At 64.8% G+C, this 18305-nt stretch carries 17 protein-coding genes and 1 pseudogene; 12 read left to right on the forward strand and 6 right to left on the reverse strand.

Annotated features, from left to right (window positions below; translation table 11 throughout):
- Window positions 1-193 precede the first annotated feature (193 nt).
- Together IAI58_RS22010 and IAI58_RS22015 are read left to right on the forward strand one after the other, a co-directional pair.
- Window positions 194-841, forward strand: coding sequence for an AAA family ATPase (locus tag IAI58_RS22010; protein ID WP_207450500.1), 648 nt, complete (start codon window positions 194-196; stop codon window positions 839-841).
- Window positions 838-1161, forward strand: coding sequence for a ribbon-helix-helix domain-containing protein (locus IAI58_RS22015; RefSeq protein WP_207450498.1), 324 nt, complete (start codon window positions 838-840; stop codon window positions 1159-1161). The genes IAI58_RS22010 and IAI58_RS22015 overlap by 4 nt, the downstream gene beginning before the upstream one ends.
- 117 nt (window positions 1162-1278) lie before the next feature.
- Here the strand turns inward: IAI58_RS22015 and IAI58_RS22020 are convergent, their stop codons facing one another.
- Complete coding sequence (locus tag IAI58_RS22020; protein ID WP_336512715.1) at window positions 1279-2343, reverse strand: replication protein RepA; 1065 nt, start codon at window positions 2341-2343, stop codon at window positions 1279-1281.
- A gap of 726 nt (window positions 2344-3069) precedes the next feature.
- On the opposite strand from IAI58_RS22020, the gene IAI58_RS22025 reads away from it, so the two are divergent.
- Window positions 3070-3363, forward strand: a complete 294-nt coding sequence (locus tag IAI58_RS22025) for a hypothetical protein (RefSeq protein WP_208776328.1) — start codon at window positions 3070-3072, stop codon at window positions 3361-3363.
- A gap of 314 nt (window positions 3364-3677) precedes the next feature.
- On the opposite strand, the gene IAI58_RS22030 is transcribed toward IAI58_RS22025, so the two are convergent.
- A complete protein-coding gene (locus tag IAI58_RS22030; protein ID WP_208776329.1) occupies window positions 3678-4646 on the reverse strand; it encodes a LacI family DNA-binding transcriptional regulator in 969 nt (322 codons plus the stop codon).
- Window positions 4647-4874: 228 nt separating this feature from the next.
- Between IAI58_RS22030 and IAI58_RS22035 the strand changes: the two genes are divergently transcribed.
- A complete protein-coding gene (locus tag IAI58_RS22035; RefSeq protein WP_207451118.1) occupies window positions 4875-5552 on the forward strand; it encodes a DUF1028 domain-containing protein in 678 nt (225 codons plus the stop codon).
- 10 nt (window positions 5553-5562) lie between these two features.
- A complete protein-coding gene (locus tag IAI58_RS22040) occupies window positions 5563-6555 on the forward strand; it encodes a Bug family tripartite tricarboxylate transporter substrate binding protein (RefSeq protein WP_207451120.1) in 993 nt (330 codons plus the stop codon).
- Window positions 6556-6847: 292 nt separating this feature from the next.
- On the opposite strand, the gene IAI58_RS22045 is transcribed toward IAI58_RS22040, so the two are convergent.
- The gene (locus IAI58_RS22045; RefSeq protein ID WP_207451122.1) at window positions 6848-7822 is read right to left on the reverse strand and encodes a LysR family transcriptional regulator; all 975 of its coding nucleotides are present in this window, start codon (window positions 7820-7822) and stop codon (window positions 6848-6850) included.
- Window positions 7823-8021: 199 nt separating this feature from the next.
- On the opposite strand from IAI58_RS22045, the gene IAI58_RS22050 reads away from it, so the two are divergent.
- The 4 genes and pseudogenes from IAI58_RS22050 (at window position 8022) to IAI58_RS22065 (ending at window position 13731) form a co-directional block, all read left to right on the forward strand.
- Entirely contained in the window at window positions 8022-10127 is a 2106-nt protein-coding gene (locus IAI58_RS22050) for a hydantoinase/oxoprolinase family protein (RefSeq protein WP_207451124.1), read from the forward strand.
- Window positions 10124-11866, forward strand: a complete 1743-nt coding sequence (locus IAI58_RS22055) for a hydantoinase B/oxoprolinase family protein (RefSeq protein ID WP_207451126.1) — start codon at window positions 10124-10126, stop codon at window positions 11864-11866. The genes IAI58_RS22050 and IAI58_RS22055 overlap by 4 nt, the downstream gene beginning before the upstream one ends.
- A 138-nt stretch (window positions 11867-12004) precedes the next feature.
- Window positions 12005-12949: a Bug family tripartite tricarboxylate transporter substrate binding protein gene (locus IAI58_RS22060; protein ID WP_207451128.1), complete on the forward strand. Its 945-nt coding sequence runs from the start codon at window positions 12005-12007 to the stop codon at window positions 12947-12949.
- Window positions 12950-13024: 75 nt separating this feature from the next.
- Window positions 13025-13731 (forward strand): annotated as a pseudogene (locus tag IAI58_RS22065) (IS6 family transposase).
- A 136-nt stretch (window positions 13732-13867) separates the two neighbouring features.
- Here the strand turns inward: IAI58_RS22065 and IAI58_RS22070 are convergent.
- The 3 genes from IAI58_RS22070 to IAI58_RS22080 form a co-directional block, all read right to left on the reverse strand.
- Complete coding sequence (locus IAI58_RS22070) at window positions 13868-14116, reverse strand: type 2 periplasmic-binding domain-containing protein (RefSeq protein ID WP_237182700.1); 249 nt, start codon at window positions 14114-14116, stop codon at window positions 13868-13870.
- The gene (locus IAI58_RS22075) at window positions 14043-14447 is read right to left on the reverse strand and encodes a Bug family tripartite tricarboxylate transporter substrate binding protein (RefSeq protein ID WP_208776331.1); all 405 of its coding nucleotides are present in this window, start codon (window positions 14445-14447) and stop codon (window positions 14043-14045) included. The genes IAI58_RS22070 and IAI58_RS22075 overlap by 74 nt, the downstream gene beginning before the upstream one ends.
- A 97-nt stretch (window positions 14448-14544) precedes the next feature.
- On the reverse strand, window positions 14545-15456 hold the full coding sequence (locus IAI58_RS22080; RefSeq protein ID WP_207451132.1) for a Bug family tripartite tricarboxylate transporter substrate binding protein: 912 nt from the start codon (window positions 15454-15456) through the stop codon (window positions 14545-14547).
- Window positions 15457-15865: 409 nt separating this feature from the next.
- Between IAI58_RS22080 and IAI58_RS22085 the strand changes: the two genes are divergently transcribed.
- The 3 genes from IAI58_RS22085 to IAI58_RS22095 all read left to right on the forward strand — a co-directional run bounded on the left by IAI58_RS22085 (window position 15866) and on the right by IAI58_RS22095 (window position 17438).
- On the forward strand, window positions 15866-16786 hold the full coding sequence (locus IAI58_RS22085) for a 3'-5' exonuclease (RefSeq protein WP_208776332.1): 921 nt from the start codon (window positions 15866-15868) through the stop codon (window positions 16784-16786).
- Between the two features lie 96 nt (window positions 16787-16882).
- Window positions 16883-17101 carry a type II toxin-antitoxin system PrlF family antitoxin gene (locus IAI58_RS22090; protein WP_207451571.1) on the forward strand — a complete coding sequence of 73 codons (219 nt, stop codon included), beginning with the start codon at window positions 16883-16885 and terminating at the stop codon, window positions 17099-17101.
- The gene (locus tag IAI58_RS22095) at window positions 17088-17438 is read left to right on the forward strand and encodes a type II toxin-antitoxin system PemK/MazF family toxin (RefSeq protein WP_208776333.1); all 351 of its coding nucleotides are present in this window, start codon (window positions 17088-17090) and stop codon (window positions 17436-17438) included. Before IAI58_RS22090 ends, IAI58_RS22095 begins: the two co-directional genes overlap by 14 nt.
- Window positions 17439-18305 lie beyond the last annotated feature (867 nt).

Below are 18305 nucleotides of genomic sequence, written 5' to 3' on the forward strand. Positions count from 1 at the left end.
CCAGACCTACGGCTCGGCGTGCCGAGAAACCCTGTGAGGTCTATAGCTTGGCCCTCAAGGGCAATGTGCATACACGTATGCTTTTATAGGTGCGTGGGCGCATAAAACCACACAGTTCACGCTTTACCCTAGTAGCCCGCCCAACGCGTATGGGTGCATACACGTTTGGTCCCATGCACCTATGGAACTACACATGAAAACGGTCGCAATCATCAGCCAGAAGGGCGGGGTCGGGAAGACAACGCTGGCAACAGCCCTAGCGGTGGCAGCCCAGCGAGACGGCAAGACAGCCGCCGTGTTCGACGTCGATCCGCAGGCATCGGCAACCTTCTGGCGGGACATGCGCCAAGCAGAGGAACCTGCCGTCGTGTCAGTGCAGCCGGTCCGCTTGGCGCATATGCTGAAGGCAGCATCCGAAGCTGGCACTGATCTAGTGGTAATCGACACCCCACCGATCGCCAAGGACACCGCCTTCCTGGCAGCCGAGCATGCTGACTTCATCCTTATCCCAACCAAACCGGCTGTGCTGGACGTTATGGCAGCCACCGAGACACTCAAGCTCGTGAAGCGTGCCACTGAACCCCCACGGCCGTCAGCTGTCGTCATGACCTTCTGCCCCGTTCAGGGCCGCGAGGTACCCGACACGGAGCAGGCCATTCGTCAGCTCGGCGCTACCCTCGCTCCGGTGCGTCTTGGGCTGCGGGTCGCCTACTCTCGTGCTCAGCAAACCGGCTTGGCCGCCATAGAGTTTGAGCCCGACGGCAAGGCAGCGGATGAAATCAAACGCCTATACGAGTTTGTGTGTATGAACCTATACGTGTATGAACAGGAGGCCGTATGAAGAACTCTCTTCAAGCGATCCTTGATCGTGAAGCAGCAGCACCGCCGGATGATCTGCCGATAGAAGCTCCTCCGCCGGCCGCTAACAAGCACCCAACCAACGCCAAGCCTAAGCCTGCGCATTCACCGGCAGAGCCCGCTAAGTTTCACCGCCCTTCTCGCGATGGGCGCCGCTTCATGGGCGGTCACTTCAGCCCAGAGGTTTTGAAGCAGATGAAGCTGCTAGCTGTAGAGGAAGACACAACCACCCAGGCTCTTCTGGAAGAAGCGTTAAATTTGCTGTTTGTGAAGAAGGGGAAGGGCCGAATTATAGGCGTATGAGTTCATACACCTATGCTCGTATAAGTTCACGCCCTCATAGGACTGAAGCCAGGGGGGATCATCTCTCCTGGCTGTCCGTGCATTGGACTTTTGAAGGCCGTCCACTGCATGCCAGGCTTACTTGATGCGGGGCGCCACTGGCGGGCGGGACGGGTGTAGAAGAAGGCCCGTATCCGTAATGTCCACGCGGGCCTCAGGATAGACCGCCAAGGCCAGCTTGAGGTTATCCAGGAATCGGGCCCGGAAGTTGTCCATCCTGCCGAAGGCCACCCCAAATTGGGGCTTGAGCGCCCGCCAGCTCACAGGTGTTGGCGCCTTGAGAGAGTGGAGGCGATACGCAGCCCAGGCGTAGAGATCCAACGCCATGCTGTTGTTTTGTAGTGCCCGGATCGCGGCCTCTTCCAGAGGGACCGGGTGCTTCTGGAGCTGCTGGAAGAAGCCCTCGGATAGACGTGCCTTCTCGGCAAAGAGTGGCCCTTGATCAGGCTCAGCGTCATCATCCGTATCGACGAAGAAGGCGCTGTCGACAATTGTCTGCTGCAGCATTCCACTGGCGCTGCCAGCCCGAACATGGAAGCTGAGCTTACACATTGCCAGGCGCTCAGCCTGCTCCCGTACTTGGTCAGCGGACCGCCCACCAATGGGCACACCTAGCCGGCGCATCCACTGCGTAAGGTGCGCACCCAGCTCTACCTCCCGGTTTCCCGTCTTCAGAGCCTCTGACTGAAGGTAGAGTAGGATGAGGCGGGCACGGCTGCCGAACGGGACACCGACATGAATCGGCTCACCGCTTGGTCCAGGCCGCATTCCTGGCTCTACGATAAGGGTCACACGCTCGCCGCTGACCTGCCAACCCTTGTGGTCGGGAAGCCGGCGATGGGGAAGGGCAGCTTGGCACCAACCTGAGAACAGGTATCCGATGCCTCCATCCTCATCGGCTAGGTACGTGGCTGCGGCTTCGACTTCACTTCTGTCGAACCCGTCAAGGAGCAGGGCACCCTGCTTTCCTGCCTCTTCTATTGCCTGATGAACACGCCCCATGGAGCAGGAACATGCCGTGGATGGGCAGCGTTGTCGCGTTGGGATTTTGAAGGGACAGCTACTAGAACAGCTATTTGGAGTGATACTTGTAAGTAGCCCTTCAAGAGTCCTGTGGGCTGTTTCCGCAAGCCATTGAACCATCACGGCGGCCCACTGCCGCCCCTCCTTCAAAATCCCAATCGACTGCCTTCAAAAGTCCAATCAAGTTTGTAGACCATGCCGGGTCATGGCACCCCGAATCGGAGGCCGCCGGCGCCGTGCCAAATCACCTCAGCAAGGGTGCCTGGTAGGCAGACCAGCCTTCCAAGCCATTCCTGTTGTTTCTTCCACCCAGGATGGCCGTCCCGCTTCCCAGCATCGGCATCATCCGCTTGGACCCGTTCGAGCGCTTTTGCACTGTGTATGGCGCCCATGGTGCCTTTGGATTTGGCGGCAGCTTAGCCAGAGGCGTGTGAGGACCCTACGCCTGAACGAACCAACGGGCCGAGATCGAGAAGCGCTGGAAGCACAGCTAAGTGCCTGATCCGCAGGGCAGGGGGCGTCGCCCCGGTCGGAACGCGGCAATCACGCCGCTGCTCAGGCCATCGTATGATAACCTCCGATGAGCGTACCTGTGGTCTTTGAAGTACAGAGTTACCGCAATTAGCTGATCTTCAGGCGCATAGCCGCACGTGTCGGCCAAATTTACGCGCGTCACTTATCAGCTCTGCCGATGATGCGGCTGCCTGGCCGGCCAGATCTGCGAATTGCCTGCCAGCCATGTTGGAGCGGTGCTGAAGCCCAAGCGTTCAGCAAAGTTTGCTCGGGGTGCGCGGGGCGTGGTGCTAAACCATTCCTGCAGCAACGACTGCAAAGGGAGAAACGTGGATGCTAGGCAGAGGAATCTTCGGCAGCCGCGAGGTGGCGCTGCCCAACGAGGTCGCCGTCTATATCACCGAGGATGACAGCGGCACCCTGGTGGGTGTGGTGCTGCCGCCCGGGGCCAAGGCCAATCCCGCAACGCCGGGCGACCTGCCAAGCAGCGCCGGTACGGTGCAGCGCAGCGCCGCGCTTGCGATCAATGATGGAATCCGGAAATCTCAGGCGCTGATGGCGCCGCTGGTCATCATTGACCCCTTTGGAGTTTGGAACGCCGATTGGGGGGAGTTGCGCCCACACTAAGGGCGGCCTTTCTTTGCAAGAAACGCCTCAGCCACCCCGAGTGGGCGTGCGGCAGTCCCGTGCCAATACCCTCCATCACTTGTACCCACCCGGCCACACCGTCAGTCGATAAAGAGCTGGCCTCCTATCGGGAGAGCTATCGGGAAAGCCGGTTTTTCCGCGTCTAGCCATGCGACATGCGGCAAACGTCGCAATCAGTTGCTCAGGCACGATAATGATTGGTTATCGTGTCACAGGCCTGCGGCTAATCACCTACCGCTAGCAGCTCAGCGGCTGTTCGAACCGTTGAATGCCATGACTAACAGGAGACGGCCTCAGCTGCTTTCCCGCAGCACCAACTCATGCCCCACATCGTAGCGGATCGGCGCTTCACGACCCTCGGCACGGTCGAGAATCAGCCGGGCGGCGGCCTGGCCAATCTCGTAGCCACGCGTGCGCACCGTGCTGAGCCGGGGCACGATCTCCGCCGCGATCTCAAAATCACCGTAGCCGGCGATCGCCAGATCCTCCGGCACCCGGATGCTCTGGCGCTGGCAGTCGAAGATCAGGCCGGCTGCAAAGACATCGGTGCTGCAAAAGATCGCGTCCAGCCGTGGCTCGCGCATCCGGAGCGCCTCCAGTGCCAGCCGGCCGCCCGCGAAGCCATTGTGCTCCTCAGCATGGAACACGAGGTCGTCGCGCAGACCGGCCTCGATCAGAGCACGCTGGAAGCCCAGCTGCCGTTCCAGGAAGCGGCTGTTGTCGGCCGGCGCGTAGCCCGCATAACCGATGTGGCGATATCCCCGTGCGATCAGATGCCGGCCCATGGCATAGGCGGCGGCGCCGAGGTTGAAACCCACCGCCATGTCGATGACCGGCTCGCTGAGGATCCAGCTTTCCACCACTGGCAGCCCGGCCTGGCGTAGCAGCGCGACGCTTTGCGGCAGATGAGTGTTGCCGGTCAGCACGATGCCATCGGGCCGGCGGCCGAGCACCGCCTGCAAGCTGCTCAACTCCCGCTCCGGCGTGTCGGCAATGGCGAGCAGCAGCTCGTAACCACGATCGGCCAGGGTGTCGCTCAGCCCCTGCACGGTGCGGGCGAAGCTGGAGTTGCGGATCGAGGGTACGATCGCGGCCACGACCTGACTGCGCCCGGATGCCAGGGTGCCAGCGATCCGGTTAGGGACGTAGCCCAGTTCCGCCGCCACGGCGAGGATGCGCGCCCGCGTGTCCGGCAGGACCACCGCCGGCCGGTTGAAGGCATTGGACACGCTCATCAAGGAGACGCCGGCGGCACGGGCCACGTCGCTCATGCGGATTGGGAGCCGGCGGGGAGGCTGGGTCATCTCTGGGGCCATATCCCAGAATCTGATCTGGCTGAAGCATCGGCCTAGGACTGGCTACAAGGTAAGCAGGAGGGGCAGGGGGTGGCGAGAAGTGCTGAAAGCCTAAACGGAATGACTTGCCGAAGCGCATTTTAGCGCTACAAAATAGCGCGGCTTAGGCTCGTTGCCCTTCACAGGATCGTCCAGATGACCTTCTCTCTCGCCGCTCGCGACCCCGCGACCGGCATGTTTGGTATCGCCACCGCAAGTTCTTCCATTGCCGTGGGCAATCGCTGCCCCTGGGCACGGGCCGGCATCGGCGCCGTTACCACGCAGCACCGCACGGACACCCGGGCCGGGCCGCTGGGTCTGGACCTGCTGGCGCGCGGCTATAATGCTCAGGAGGTGGTCGATCTGCTGGTCGCCGGCAGCGAGTACCCTGGCCAGCGGCAGTTCGCGGCCATCGACCGCGAAGGCCGCACAGCCTTCTTCAATGGACCGGAAATCACCTCAATCAACGCTGCGGCCAACGGCTCGCAATGCGTTTCCACCGGCAATTTCCTCGCCAATGTCGGGGTGGTGCAGGCCATGGTTGATGGCTTCGAGGCCAGCGCGGATCAGGCCTTCGTCGAACGCCTGTTGCGGGCGCTGGAGGCCGGGGTGGCGGCAGGGGGCGAGACCCAGCCGGCTATGGCAGCGTCCTTGCTGGTGGTCGACCGTCACGCCTGGCCGCTGGTCGATCTGCGCGTCGACTTCGAGCCGGACCCGGAACGCGCGCTACGCCGTCTTTGGAGCCATTACGAGCCGCTGGTCGAGCGCTTTGTCACCCAGGTGCTGCGGCCTTTCGAACTGCAGCCCCTCATTAACTCCGCCCTGACGGTTTGAGGAGATAGGCATGACCCTTCCGATTCACGCCACCCGTCGTACCATGCTGGGCGGACTGCTGGCGCCGCTCGCCACGCCGGCCGTGCTGCGCGCGCAAACGGTCTTCCCAAACCGGCCGATCACCCTCATCGTCTCCTTCCCCGCCGGCGGTAGCAGCGATGTCACCGCGCGCATCGTGGCCGACGGCATGTCGCGTACACTGGGCCAGTCGGTGGTGGTGGAGAACCGGCCTGGCGGAGCCACCGTGATCGGTGCCAATGCTGTTCTGCAATCGGCCAAGGACGGCTATACGCTGCTCTTTGCCTCGACCTCGGCGCTGACCACCAACCCACACCTCTTCCGCAACCTGCCCTACAAGACCGCGGATTTCGCCCCGGTCTCGATGGTGGCTGTTGCTCCCTGGATCATTGCTGGCACGCCGACCATCCCAGTCACGACACTCCAGGAACTTGTTGCCTATGTAAAAGCGCGACCGGGCCAGATGAACTATCATCATTATGGCCCCGGCACCGGCGCGCATCTTTTCGCCGAGATGGTGTTGAATGCCACCGGCATGCAGGCGGAGGCGATCGTCTATAAGGGAGAGGCACCGGCTCTGACGGCGCTGAGCACCGGCGAGATCCAGTTCATGCCGGCCAACATCAGCGGCGCCTTGCTGGAGCAGCACCGTGCCGGTCGCATCCGCATCCTGGCGGTCGCCGACGCTGTGCGCAGCCCGGCGGCACCCGACGTGCCGACGTTTGCCGAGGCAGGCTATCCGCAGGTCGTCGCTAATTCCTGGTTCGGCATCGCCGCACCAGCTGGCACGCCTGCGCCAGTACTGGCGCGGCTGCAGCAGGGTGTGGAGGCTGCCATGGCTCTGCCAGATGTGCGCAGCCGGATCGAGACCACCGGCTTCATACCGCAGTCCTCGACAACTGAGGCGATGGCGCAGACTATTCGTGAGCATTCACAGCTGTGGGGCGACGTGATCCAGCGGCTGGGCATCAAACTGGAACTGTGAGGCAGGGGAGCGGATGGCCATTTGCCGGCCAGGCCGCGCCAACGGCAGTCGTGACCTGCAATGTGGCGACTGCCGCTGAACCGTTCGTCCAGCACGTGACCTGAGGATTATCAGGTGCCGGCAAGATATGCTGGACCAGCAGCCCCGCCGGGATCAGGGGCTGCAGATGCTTGAGCATGACAGGGCTTAACGGTGAGGGACATTTGGCGCCTTATCTGCGTGCCTACCAAAGCAGCACGGAAAATGCGGGAGATCCCACATCGACTTGGCACACACTGCGACGAGAACAGGGTTAGGACGCCGTCATTATGGATGCCGAGAACTCCGCGCCGGAGAAGAGGCCCTGTGCCGAAAGCTGGGCCGAGGCATGGCGGGCCGCGTCCTGCGCATAGGCGATGAGGGCCTCGACCTCCGGCGTATTGGCATGCGGCAGGCCACGCAGAGCTCCCAGGGCCAGCGGGAATTCCGGCTTGATCGGCCGCGCCGTCAGGCCAGGGACGGTTCCGTCAGACAGGAGAAGAGGATTTGCCAGAGCGATGCCGATGCCCGCGCGGGCCAGGCCAATCGCGGTATAGACATTGTTCACCTCCAGTACGCCCTTTGCATGCCCGTTCTCCAGCACGGCCTCGGACACCGCTGCGGGGATGGGGAGATTGTTCCGATCGGCGATGATGGCGGTGTGTTCTGACAGATCCTCCAGCGTGAGGATCGGCTTCGCCGCCAACGGATGGTCCGACGCCATGAGGCCAGCCAGCGGCGTGACCAGTAGCCGTTCCTGCCTATGGTCTGTAGGAGAGGACTCTGCCCCCGGCAGATAGCAGAAGGCGAGGTCGATCGCCTCCTGGCGGAGCAGATCCAGGACCCTGCCCAGGGGCTGAACCTCGATCTTCAGTTGCACTCTTGTCCAACTCCGGCGGAACCGGGCAAGGATCGGCGGCAGGAGCGTGGAGCCGAAGGAAGGGATGCAGGCCAGGCGGAGCGTGGGGGCCGCGGCCTCCTGCAAGGCGACGATCTGCTGCTGAACGACATCCGCCTGCCCGATGAGCCTGTCCACCTGGGGCAGGAGTGCTGTCGCCTGCGGTGTCGGCACCAGCCGCTGACGTGTGCGGACGAACAGGGGCAGACCGATCTGCGCCTCAAGCTCCTTCAGGGCCAGGCTGGCGGCGGGCTGGGTGATGCCGATATGGCGCGCTGTCTCGGAAATGCTGCGCGTGCGCATGAGGATGACAAAGAGGTCCAGCGACCGCAGCGACGGCGCGCGGATCATGCCTGGATGACCAGGGCGGATGTGGCCAGCATGATCTGCGTCCTCCCCACGAACGTTTCGGCGTCCGGCTTATGACCCCATCAGAGTTACTCATTACGACGATGTGAGCGGGATCGCTAGCATGGCCCCGGCGGCGCAGATGATGCAGGAGGGGCCAATCTGCCCCTCTGCCCGCGCCATATGACGGGAGAGATGCGGGTTGAGCATCGACAAGACGAAAACGTTCCGCTTGGGTGTCGATATCGGCGGCACTTTCACGGATATCGTTCTGCTCAGCGAGAGTGGGCAGATCTACACCAAGAAGCTGCTGTCCTCTCCGCCGGACTACAGCGAGTCCATCGAGAATGGCGTTCGCGAGCTGCTGAGGGATGTCGGTGTCGCCCCCAGTCAAGTCACTGAATTCATCCATGGCACGACGGTTGTTACCAACACGATCATCGAGCGCAAGGGCGAGCCGATCGCGCTGGTCACCACCAGGGGCTTCCGCGACGTGCTGGAACTCGGCCGCTTCCGCGCGCCCTCGCTGTATGATTCGAGCTTCCGCAAGCTGGAGCCGCTGGCCGAGCGCCGGCTGCGCTTCGAGGTGACGGAGCGCGTCGCCGCCGATGGCAGCGTGCTGCAGCCGTTGGTGGAGGATGAGATCGCCGGCATTGCGGAGCAAATCGAGAAGGAGGGCATCACCTCCGTCGCCATCTGCTTCATCAATGCCTATGCCAATGGTGTCAACGAGAAGATCGCGGCCCGGCTGCTGCGCGAGCGGCTGCCGGACCTGTCGATCTCGACCTCTAGCCAGCTCCTGCCGAAGATCCAGGAATACGAGCGGACCTCCACCACCGCGATGAATGCCTATGTCCGTCCTGTGGCGGAACGGTACATCGATTCCCTGCAGCGCCGGCTGACGGATATCGGCATCACCTGCGACCTCATGATCATGCAGTCCGCAGGCGGCGTGGTTCCGGGCAAGGTGGCGGCGCAGAATCCCGTCTATATCGTGGAATCCGGACCTGCCGCCGGCGTCGTGGGCGCGCAGCGCCTCAGCGGCACTCTCGGCGTCAGCAATATCATGGTTGTCGATGTCGGCGGCACCACCGCCAAGGCATCCCTGATTGAGGACGGCGCCTTCACTGTGGCGACGGAGTCCGAGGTCGGCGGCTCCGCGGCAATGGGGCATCGCCTTATCCAGGGCGCGGGCTACCCGGTGCAGGCGCCGACGATCGATATCGCCGAGGTTGGCGCGGGCGGTGGCAGCATCGCCGCCGTGGACCAGGCGAATGGCCTGAGGGTCGGGCCGCGCAGCGCCGGTGCCGTGCCGGGCCCAGCCTGCTACGGCCGGGGTGGAGAGGCGGCGACGGTGACGGATGCCAACTTGATCCTCGGCTACATCAGCCCTTCCGCGCTGGTGGGCGGCGAGCTGTCGCTGGACCGGCGCAAGGCAGAGCAAGCCGTCGGTTCCATCGCCGGGCGTCTGGATATGGAGCAGGTCGATGCCGCCTATGGCGTCCACCTGATCGCCAACAGCAACATGATGCGGGCGCTGAACGGCGTCTCCTCCGAACGCGGCCGCGATCCCTCGCAATACGCGCTCTTCGCCATCGGCGGCAATGGCTCGGTCCATGGCACCAAGCTGGCCGATGACCTTCGCATGAACATGGTGATCGTGCCGCCCGCCTCGGGCGTCTTCAGCGCGCTGGGCCTGCTTTTCGCGGATGTGGAGCACCAGGTCATCCGCACCTTCTACCGGCACCTGCACGAGGTTGATCCGGCAGCCATGACCAAGATGCTGATGGAGATGGAGCGCGAGGCTCGCGGTCAGCTGGCCGATGGCGGCTTCGACGAGAACCACATGGATATCCGCATCATCGCGGAGGCCCGCTATTTCGGCCAGCAGACGACCCTGCCGCTGACGCTGGAGAGCGCCCGGGTGACGCGGGAGGTACTGGAAGGCTGCTCCACCCAGTTCACCCAGGCACATGAGCTGAACTACGGGTACAACTCGCCGCATGAGAAGATCCAGTTCGTCTCCCTGAAGGTGCTGGGCCGTGGCCTCTGCGACCAGCCCCGGGTGCCGGAGCAGCTGACTGTGCAGCGCGGCAGCAAGGCAAGCGAAACGCGTCGGCAGGTCTATTTCGGGCCGGAGCATGGCTGGATCGACACGCCCGTCATCAGCCGCGGCAGCCTGACCCTTGAACCCCGCCAGGGGCCGGTCATTGTCGAGGAATACGAAAGCACCTCGGTGGTGCGGCCTGGCTGGAGCGTCGAGGTCGATCCCTTTAGCAACATCGTCATGCGGAGGATCGGGGCATGAACAAGATCAACCCCCTCATGAAGGCGGACCCCGTTAAGCGCGAGTTGATCAAGAACGCCCTGGTCACCGTCGCCGACAACATGATCGCGCTGGTGATCCGCACCTCGCGCTCGGTCGTCGTCAAGAACAACCTGGACTTCTCCGCCTCCATCCTCAATGGCCATGGCGAGATGGTGGCGCAGGGCCTGTCGCTGCCGGGCCATCTCGGCGCGACGGAGCCGGCGCTGCGCGGCTGCCTGGAGCATTTTGGGGACAACATCCGGCCCGGCGACATCCTCTGCAACAACGACCCTTATTCGGGTGCCAGCCACCTGAATGACCTTTTCATGTTCCGCCCCATCTTCGTGGGTGATGAACTGATCGCCTTCCTGTCCATCATCATCCATCATACCGACATGGGCGGCCGCGTGCCCGGCGGCAACGCACCCGACAGCACCGAGATCTACCAGGAGGGGCTGCGGATTCCCCCTCTCAAGATTATGGAAGCCGGCAAGCCCAACGAGACGCTGCTCCGCATCATCCGCACCAATGTCCGCGTCTCCGACATGGTGGTGGGCGACATGCTCTCGCAGATGTCGAGCCTGGTCGCGGCCGAGACCGAATTCCGCCGCATCATCAGCGATTACGGCGCGGACACCGTACGCTTCTACATGTCCGAGCTGATCGACTATGCCGAGCGGCTGACGCGCCAGGGCATCGCGGCCCTGCCGGACGGCACCGGCGAGTTCACAGATTGGATCGACGAGGATGGCGCCGGCGGCCCGCCGGTCCGCATCCAGGTCCGGCTGACGGTCCAGGGTGATTCCGCCGAGATCGACTTCACCGGCACCTCGCCGCAGACCAGCGGGGCCATCAACCCCAACCGTTATTTCGCGGTGGGATTGTCGCTGGCGGTCCTGCGCACGGTCCTCGATCCCAGCATTCCCGCCAATGCCGGCTTCAATCGGGCGGTGAAGGTGATCACGCCCGAGGGCTGCTTCGTCAATCCGCGCTTCCCGGCCCCGGTGGGCGCGCGCGGGCTGGCGGGCTTCCGCGTGCGCCACGCCGTCTCCGGCGCGCTGGCGATGCTGCTGCCGGACCGCGTCGGCGCCTGCGTGGGCGGCAGCGAGTTCGCGCTGGTGCTGGCGGGCTATCCCAAGGGCAAGTCGCCCTTCCTGACGCTCGAATTCCACAATGTCACGGGCATCGGCGGCGGCCCGGACCGCGATGGCCAGGATGGCGGCCCCTATGGCCTCGCTAATATCGCCAATGTCCCGGTGGAGGTGATCGAGGCGGAAGGCCCCGTGCGTGTCGAATGCTACGCCTTCCTGCCGGATACCGGGGGCGCGGGGCGGTACCGTGGCGCGCTAGGCCTGGTGCGGGAGTACCGGCTGCTGGAGGAGGAGGCCCTCATCCAGCTGCGCTCGGACCGTCAGGTCAATCGGCCCTATGGCCTCTTCGGCGGCGATCCTGGCGCGCCGGGCCGCATCATCATGAATCCTGGCACGCCGGAGGAGCGTGTCGCCCCGGCGAAGTTCATCGGCAAAATGCGCCAGGGTGAGTTGTTGCGCGCAGAGATGCCGGGCGCTGGCGGCTACGGGAACCCGATGGAGCGCGACCCGCATGCCGTCGTGAACGATGTGCTACAGGGGAAGATCTCCGTAGAGAAGGCGCGTGAGATCTACGGCGTTGCCGTCGATCTGGCCGGGCACGCCGACCTGGATGCAACGCGGGCATTGCGCGAGAAGCGCGCCTCCTGAATGGCCGGCCAGGGCTCCTCGGAGCCCTGGCACAGAACAAAGATCGCTACAGCGTAGCGGCACCCTTGCCAGGAGCGGCTTGGGGCGAGCAAGGGGAAGACCATGAGATTTAGTCGTCGTACAGTTCTCGGAACAGCAATGGCTGCGGCGGTTCCGGCCTCAGCGCAGGCGGCCTTTCCGAACCGCCCCATCCGGATCATCGTGCCCTTCGCCGCAGGGGGTAATGTCGATCTGCAATGCCGCATCCTTGCGGAAAAGATGGGCCAGCTACTGAAGGGCACCATTCTCGTCGAGAACCGGGCCGGCGCCGGCGGCGCGATTGGCGCCGAGGCGGTAGCCCATTCGGCGCCTGATGGCTATACGCTGCTCGGCGGTTCCAATGGCCCGATGACGGTCTCGCCCGCGCTCCGCACCGATCTTGGGTATGATCCGCTCCGCGATTTCGCACCCCTGGCACTGACATCGCGCGCGCCGATGGCTCTGGCGGTCTCGAAGAAGCTGGGCGTTGACACGCTGCAAGATTTCCTCGCCCTCGCCAGCTCCAGGCCCGGCCATGTCACTGTCGCCAGTTCCGGCACGGGCTCCAGCAGCCACCTCGTGCTGATCGATTTCGGCCTGACGACGCGAACCTCCTACGAACACATTCCCTATCGTGGGGCGAGCGCGACAGTCCCGGACCTGATCTCCGGCAATGTCGATGGCGTCATGACCGAGGTCTCCAACATCTCTCCCGCTCATGCGGCAGGACAGGTCAAGATTCTCGGTATCGCCGCGACCAACCGTTCTATGCTGGTGCCGGAGGTTCCGACCTTCGCACAGGCCGGGGTGCCGGGTTTCATCGCCTTCAGCTTCTGCGGCCTCTTCGCCCCGGCGCGAACGCCTGAGGCGGTTCTACAGGTGCTGAGCCGTGCCGCGGCCACTGCACTGACGGACCACGAGGTCCGCAAGAAGTTCGAGGACATCGGCCTGGAGATCCCGGAGGCACAGGAGACCGCACCGGCGAGCATGTCCAGTGTTCTGAAGCGCGAACTGGAGATAGCGCGTCGGGTTGGAGCGGCGGCGGGCATTAAGCTGCAGAACTGAAGCCTGTGTTGATGGCACCGCCAGGTTGGGCGACCCCAGCTTGCCCAAGCGTTCCACCTCCGGATAGCGTGTGGGATGATCGCACCTGCCGCCTACCCCGGCTTCGCCGGATATCGCCTCCCGGCCGGGATCATCAGCCAAGCTGTGTGGCTCTACTTCCGCTTTTTGCTCAGCTTGCGGATGGTAGAGGAGATGCTGTCCTTCCGCAGCATCGTCGTCAGCTATGAGACACTGCGGCAGTGGGGTCGCAAGCTCGGCCAGGCATTTGCTAACCAGATCCGCCGCCGGCTGCCTCAGGCCGGTGACAAGTGGCATCTGGATGAGGTCCCCTCAAGATCAACGGTGTGACGCATTAGCTTTGGCGTGCCGTCGATCAGGCAGGAATGGTGCTGGACGTGCTGGTAAAGAGCCAACGGGACAAGCAAGCAGCCAAGCGGCTCCTCAGGAAGCTACTGAAGCGGCAGAGGCGGCCACCACGGGTCATGATCACCGACAAGCTGGCAAGCTTCGGTGCCGCGAAGATGCCTCCAGTCGAGAATCGCCAGAACAAGGGGTTGAACGACAGGGCGGAGAACTCCCATCAACCGATGCGACGACGAGAGCGGCAGATGAAGCAGTTCATGTCGGCGGGTCAGGCACAATGCTTCCTTTCCGTGCACGGCGGGATTAACAACCTCTTTCCTCTTCGCCGCAAGGATGTCACCGCCAGCGAGCACTGCGCCGCGAGGCCGCGGGCGTTCAGCGTCTGGTTCGGGGTCAACGGGGCCTCTGGGCGGTCTTGATCGTCCTTGATCCCGCGGCCCATCCATCAGCCTCGCCGCATGGAGGTCAGCAAGTTGACGATGCCGATGCCCTGCTACTGCCGGTGGCGCCTGGCAGGAGCGCTGACGCAGTGCGGCAAAGCCGCGCCGATGGCGGCTATTCCATCGCGACGTTGTTCCGTCGGACTACCGCGCCCCAATGCGCGAACTCGTCGCGCAGGAAGGCGGCCGCCTCCTCCGGGTCCGCGCTGTAGCGCGGCACAGACCCAATGGTGAGGAGGCGCGCCTCGATTTCCGGACCGCTCATGGTGGCCCGGATCGCGGCATGCGTCTCAGCCAGGGTCTTCTGCCCAACGCCGCGTGGATAGATCGCCATGAGCCAGGCGACGGCAGTCAGTCCCGGCATGCCCTGTTCCGCCAGCGTCGGTAGGTCTGGCAAGCTGGCCAGCCGCTTCTCCGTGGCTGGGTGTGGTGAAGAGCAGCGTGTAGCCATCCGGCGTGGCCCGCGCGGCCCGGAGGGTCGCTACATTGCCGCCGGCGCCGGGGACGTTCTCGATCACGACCGGCGTGTTGCCCAGTTCCGGGCCGAGCTGGTCGAAGATAACCCGCGCCGTGACATCCACCACCCCTCCGGGCGGGAAAGGCACCAAGACGCGGATGGGACGGTCCGGATAGGCGGCCTGCGCGATGGCCGGCGCGGCGAGACCAGCCAGAAGGGTACGGCGGTGGATGATCATGAATGGATCCCGTCAGCTCGCGGATGCGGTGCGGAAGACGCCGGAATGCGAAGGTGGTCAGGTCCGGCAGGGGGCGTGTCCGACGCGGTGTGCTCCCCTACTGCGGCTGGATGCCGGTGCGGCGGATCACCTCGCCCCAGGCATCGATGTCCTGGCGCAGCCTTGCCGCCATCTGCTCGGGCGTATTGGGCATCGGCTCCACGCCGAGTTCCAGCAGCCGCTGCCGGATATCCGGCGCGGCCAGGATCGCGGTGACGTGCTGGTTCAGCATGTCCACCACGGCCTTCGGCGTGCCTGCCGGCGCGAACAGGGCGTTCCAGCCGACGATGGCGTAGTTCGGCAGACCCGCTTCGCGCAGTGTCGGCAGATCCGGCAACAGCTGGGAGCGGCGCTCCCCGGTGCTGGCGATGGCGCGCACCTGGCCACCCTCCAGGGCGCCGCGTGCGCCCGCGTAGGATTCGAAGCCGATATCGGTATCTCCGCGTTGCAGCGAGGTCAGGACCTCCGGTGTGCTGCGGTAGGGGATGACCGTCGCGTTCATGCCCGCCGCCAGCTTCAGCCATTCGCCCGCGATGTTCTGCGTGCTGCCGGAACCGATGGTGGCGATGGACAGGCTGTCCTGCGCCCGCGCCTTGACGTCGGCATAGCTGCGCAGCGGGGACTGGCTGCCGGTCAGCATCAGAAGGTCGAACGCCGCGAGGCCGGAGATGGCCGTGAAATCCGCCACCGGATCATAGGGCAAGGAGGCGAAGAGCCACTTGTAGATGGCGTTGCCCGTGGTCAGGACCGCCAGTGTCTGCCCGTCCCGCTCGGCGCTGGCTGCCGCGCGTGCCGCCACCGAGCCGCCGGCACCAGGCCGGTTGTCGATCAGCACGGGCTGGCCGAGGCGCTGCGACAGCCGTTCGGCCACGATGCGGATGGTGATGTCGGCGAGCCCGCCTGCGCCGAAGCCGACCACGATCTTGATCGGACCAGCCGGCGCCCGCTGTGCCAGGGCCGGAGCAGCCATGGATGGCGCGGCGGAACCGAGCAAGCGCAGGAGGCCGCGTCGGCCCAAGCCGGTGGCGACGTGTCGCACGGTGTTTCTCTCCCTCTGGACCGCGTTCTACCGGGCTCACTTTCACCGCGATGGGTGGTGGCCAAAGGATACACGCAGGCTGGCCGGCGCCGGTCAGGCTACGGCAGGCGGTGCCTGATCGTGCTATCACTTCTTCATCCGGCGATATTCTTGCTGGCTATATCATTGCCCCCGGCCAAAGGCTGTGCGGCGAAGCAATGGGTTTGGCGAGGACCGAAGCGCCGGCCGACGCACTCAGGGAACGATGCGCCGGGGTGCCCTGCGAGCGGCTCTGCCGCTAAGCTCGCGTTCCTGTTTTGGTCTTCTGGCGCCGTAACACCCCGGGCGCCATGGAAGCGGCATGCTAACCCGTGCCGCAGATCCGCCCGACCTCACCCAACTGGAGGCGATGGCGGCGCAACTGGCGGCCAGCGGCCACTATCGTGTGCTGCGGCGGATCGCGCCCCGGCCGGCGCTGACACCGCCCCCAGGCACCCCCACCCGGCTCGGCCTGCTGCTCGATCTGGAGACCACCGGGCTCGATGCCGCGCAGGACGAGATCATCGAGATGGCGATGCTGCCCTTCACCTATGGGCTCGACGGCACCGTCTATGCAGTGGGCAAGCCCTTCAGCCGGCTGCGCCAGCCCACCCGCCCCATCCCGCCGGCGGTCACGGCCCTGACGGGGCTGACGGATGAGCAGGTGGCGGGGCAGCAGATCGACCCCGCGGAGGTGGCTGCCTTCATCGCGCCTGCGGCGCTGATCATTGCCCACAATGCCGGCTTCGACCGGCGCTTTGCCGAGGCCTTCTGCCCGGCCTTTGTGGAGAAGCCCTGGGCCTGCTCGCAGCGGGGGATCGACTGGGCTGCTGAAGGCTTCGAGGGCAGCAAGCTAAGTTACCTCGCGATGCGGCACGGGCTGTTCTTCGAGGGACACCGGGCGCGGCACGACTGCGAGGCGACGCTGGAGATCCTGGCCCGTCCCTTGCCCGCTTCCGGCGTGCCTGGCCTGGCGCGGCTGCTGGAGGGGGCGCGGCAGCCGCGCTGGCGGATCTGGGCCACGGATGCGCCCTTTCACCAGAAGGACCGCCTGAAGGCCCGCGGCTACCGCTGGAACGCGGAGGAGAAGGGCCCGGCGCAGCCGCGTGCCTGGTTCATCGAGGTGGCGGAGGCCGAGCGCGCGGCGGAATGCGCCTTCCTCTGCCAGGAGATCTATGGCCGCGAGTGGGAGCCGGTGATGCAGCGGATCACCGCCCTCGAACGCTACTCGGTCCGCGGCTGAGGAATACCAGACGGGGTCGTGCCGCGCGGGCCTCAGGACGAGTGCCGGATGGGGTCAGTCCTTGTCTTGGGTAAGGAAAATCCTTACTTTGGGCCCATGATCACCAGCCGGCTCACCAGCAAAGCCCAGACGACGATCCCCCAGCCGGTCCGGGCGGCCTTGCGTCTGCGGGAGGGGGATGAGATCGCCTATACGATCGAGCAGGGGCGGGTCGTGCTGACCCGCGTCCAGCCGGAGCGCGCCGCCGACGATCCGTTCCGCACCTTTGCCGAATGGGAAAGCCCGGCCGACGCCAAGGCCTATGCCGGGCTTTGAGGTCTGGGACCTGGTGAAGGTCCCCTTTCCCTACACCAACCGCCCCGTGCAGCAGCGCCGCCCGGCCCTGGTGATCGCGGCGCCAGAAGCCTCCGGCACGCCAGTGCTGCTCTGGGTGCTGATGGTGACCAGCGCCGAGAATCGTGGCTGGCCCGGGGATGTGACGGTCTCGGACCTGACCGAGGCCGGGCTGCCGGCTCCTTCTGTCGTGCGCCCCGCCAAGATCGCCACCATCGAAGCTGGCGATGCGGAGCGGATCGGGCGTCTGCCGGAGCCAGACCAGCGGCAGGTCGCCCAGGCACTCCGCGCCAGTCTCGGCGGGGTATTGGCGCAGTAATCACCACTGTGCTGGCTGCAACGGGGTAAGCCGCCGGCCATGCCCAACGCCTGTCGGTCCACGATCAGGCGCTCACAGGCCGTGGTCGCACCAGCAGGAGGCGGGTTGAGAAGTCATTTCCGTATCCCCGCCGAGGCGCCGCTGAGAAGGATCCTCTGACACAGGCAGCCCGTCAGCTGCCGCTCCTGAGTATGGTGAGCGCGGGCCGGCCGTTGCCGCGGCTCAGAAATCATTTCCGAGCGGGCCACGCCCAGATGGTCTTGTCGCACCGTGATATGATGCCTGCCCGGCATCCAGTTCGGCTTCACGACGAAGGCGTTGCAGAATTTCCGGGCATTGTCAGGGGGGTAATGCTGGAGGAACCGGGCAGCCTCTCCACGTGGCAGGAAGACCGCTCGGAAGTGAGTTCGGCGTTCCGCCGCGACAGTGCCGGCGCGCCACGTCCATCTCAGGCATCATGATCGCCGATATTCCAAGTCTGGCCATTGCTATGGCGCGGCGCTGGTCTATCCAGCTGAGCGGGAGGCGGGAGGGATCCCGGCCGCAACCGGCTCTACCTGGTTGACTGTATTGCCAGAGCAGCGCGGCACCTTTTCTCAGCCTGCCTGCCCTCCTCGCTGCGAAGAGCGCAAGTTCTGCAAGGACACGCGCCTGTGCCTCACGAACGCGCTCGCTACCGGGCATCCCAGCGGATTCTTTTCACCGAAACGCCGCAGCACGTCCCGCATGTCATCTTCTCAACAGAGGGCGGTGACATTGCACGATCTGTTGTCGGCGCGCCGGTGGCGGCAGCCATCTCAGGACAATATCTGCTGGACGCATGATGTGCGCGGGCCTCTTGCCCATGCTGCTCTCCAACGCGCCACG

The organism is Roseomonas marmotae (assembly GCF_017654485.1).
GTDB classification, from domain to species: Bacteria; Pseudomonadota; Alphaproteobacteria; order Acetobacterales; family Acetobacteraceae; genus Pseudoroseomonas; species Pseudoroseomonas marmotae.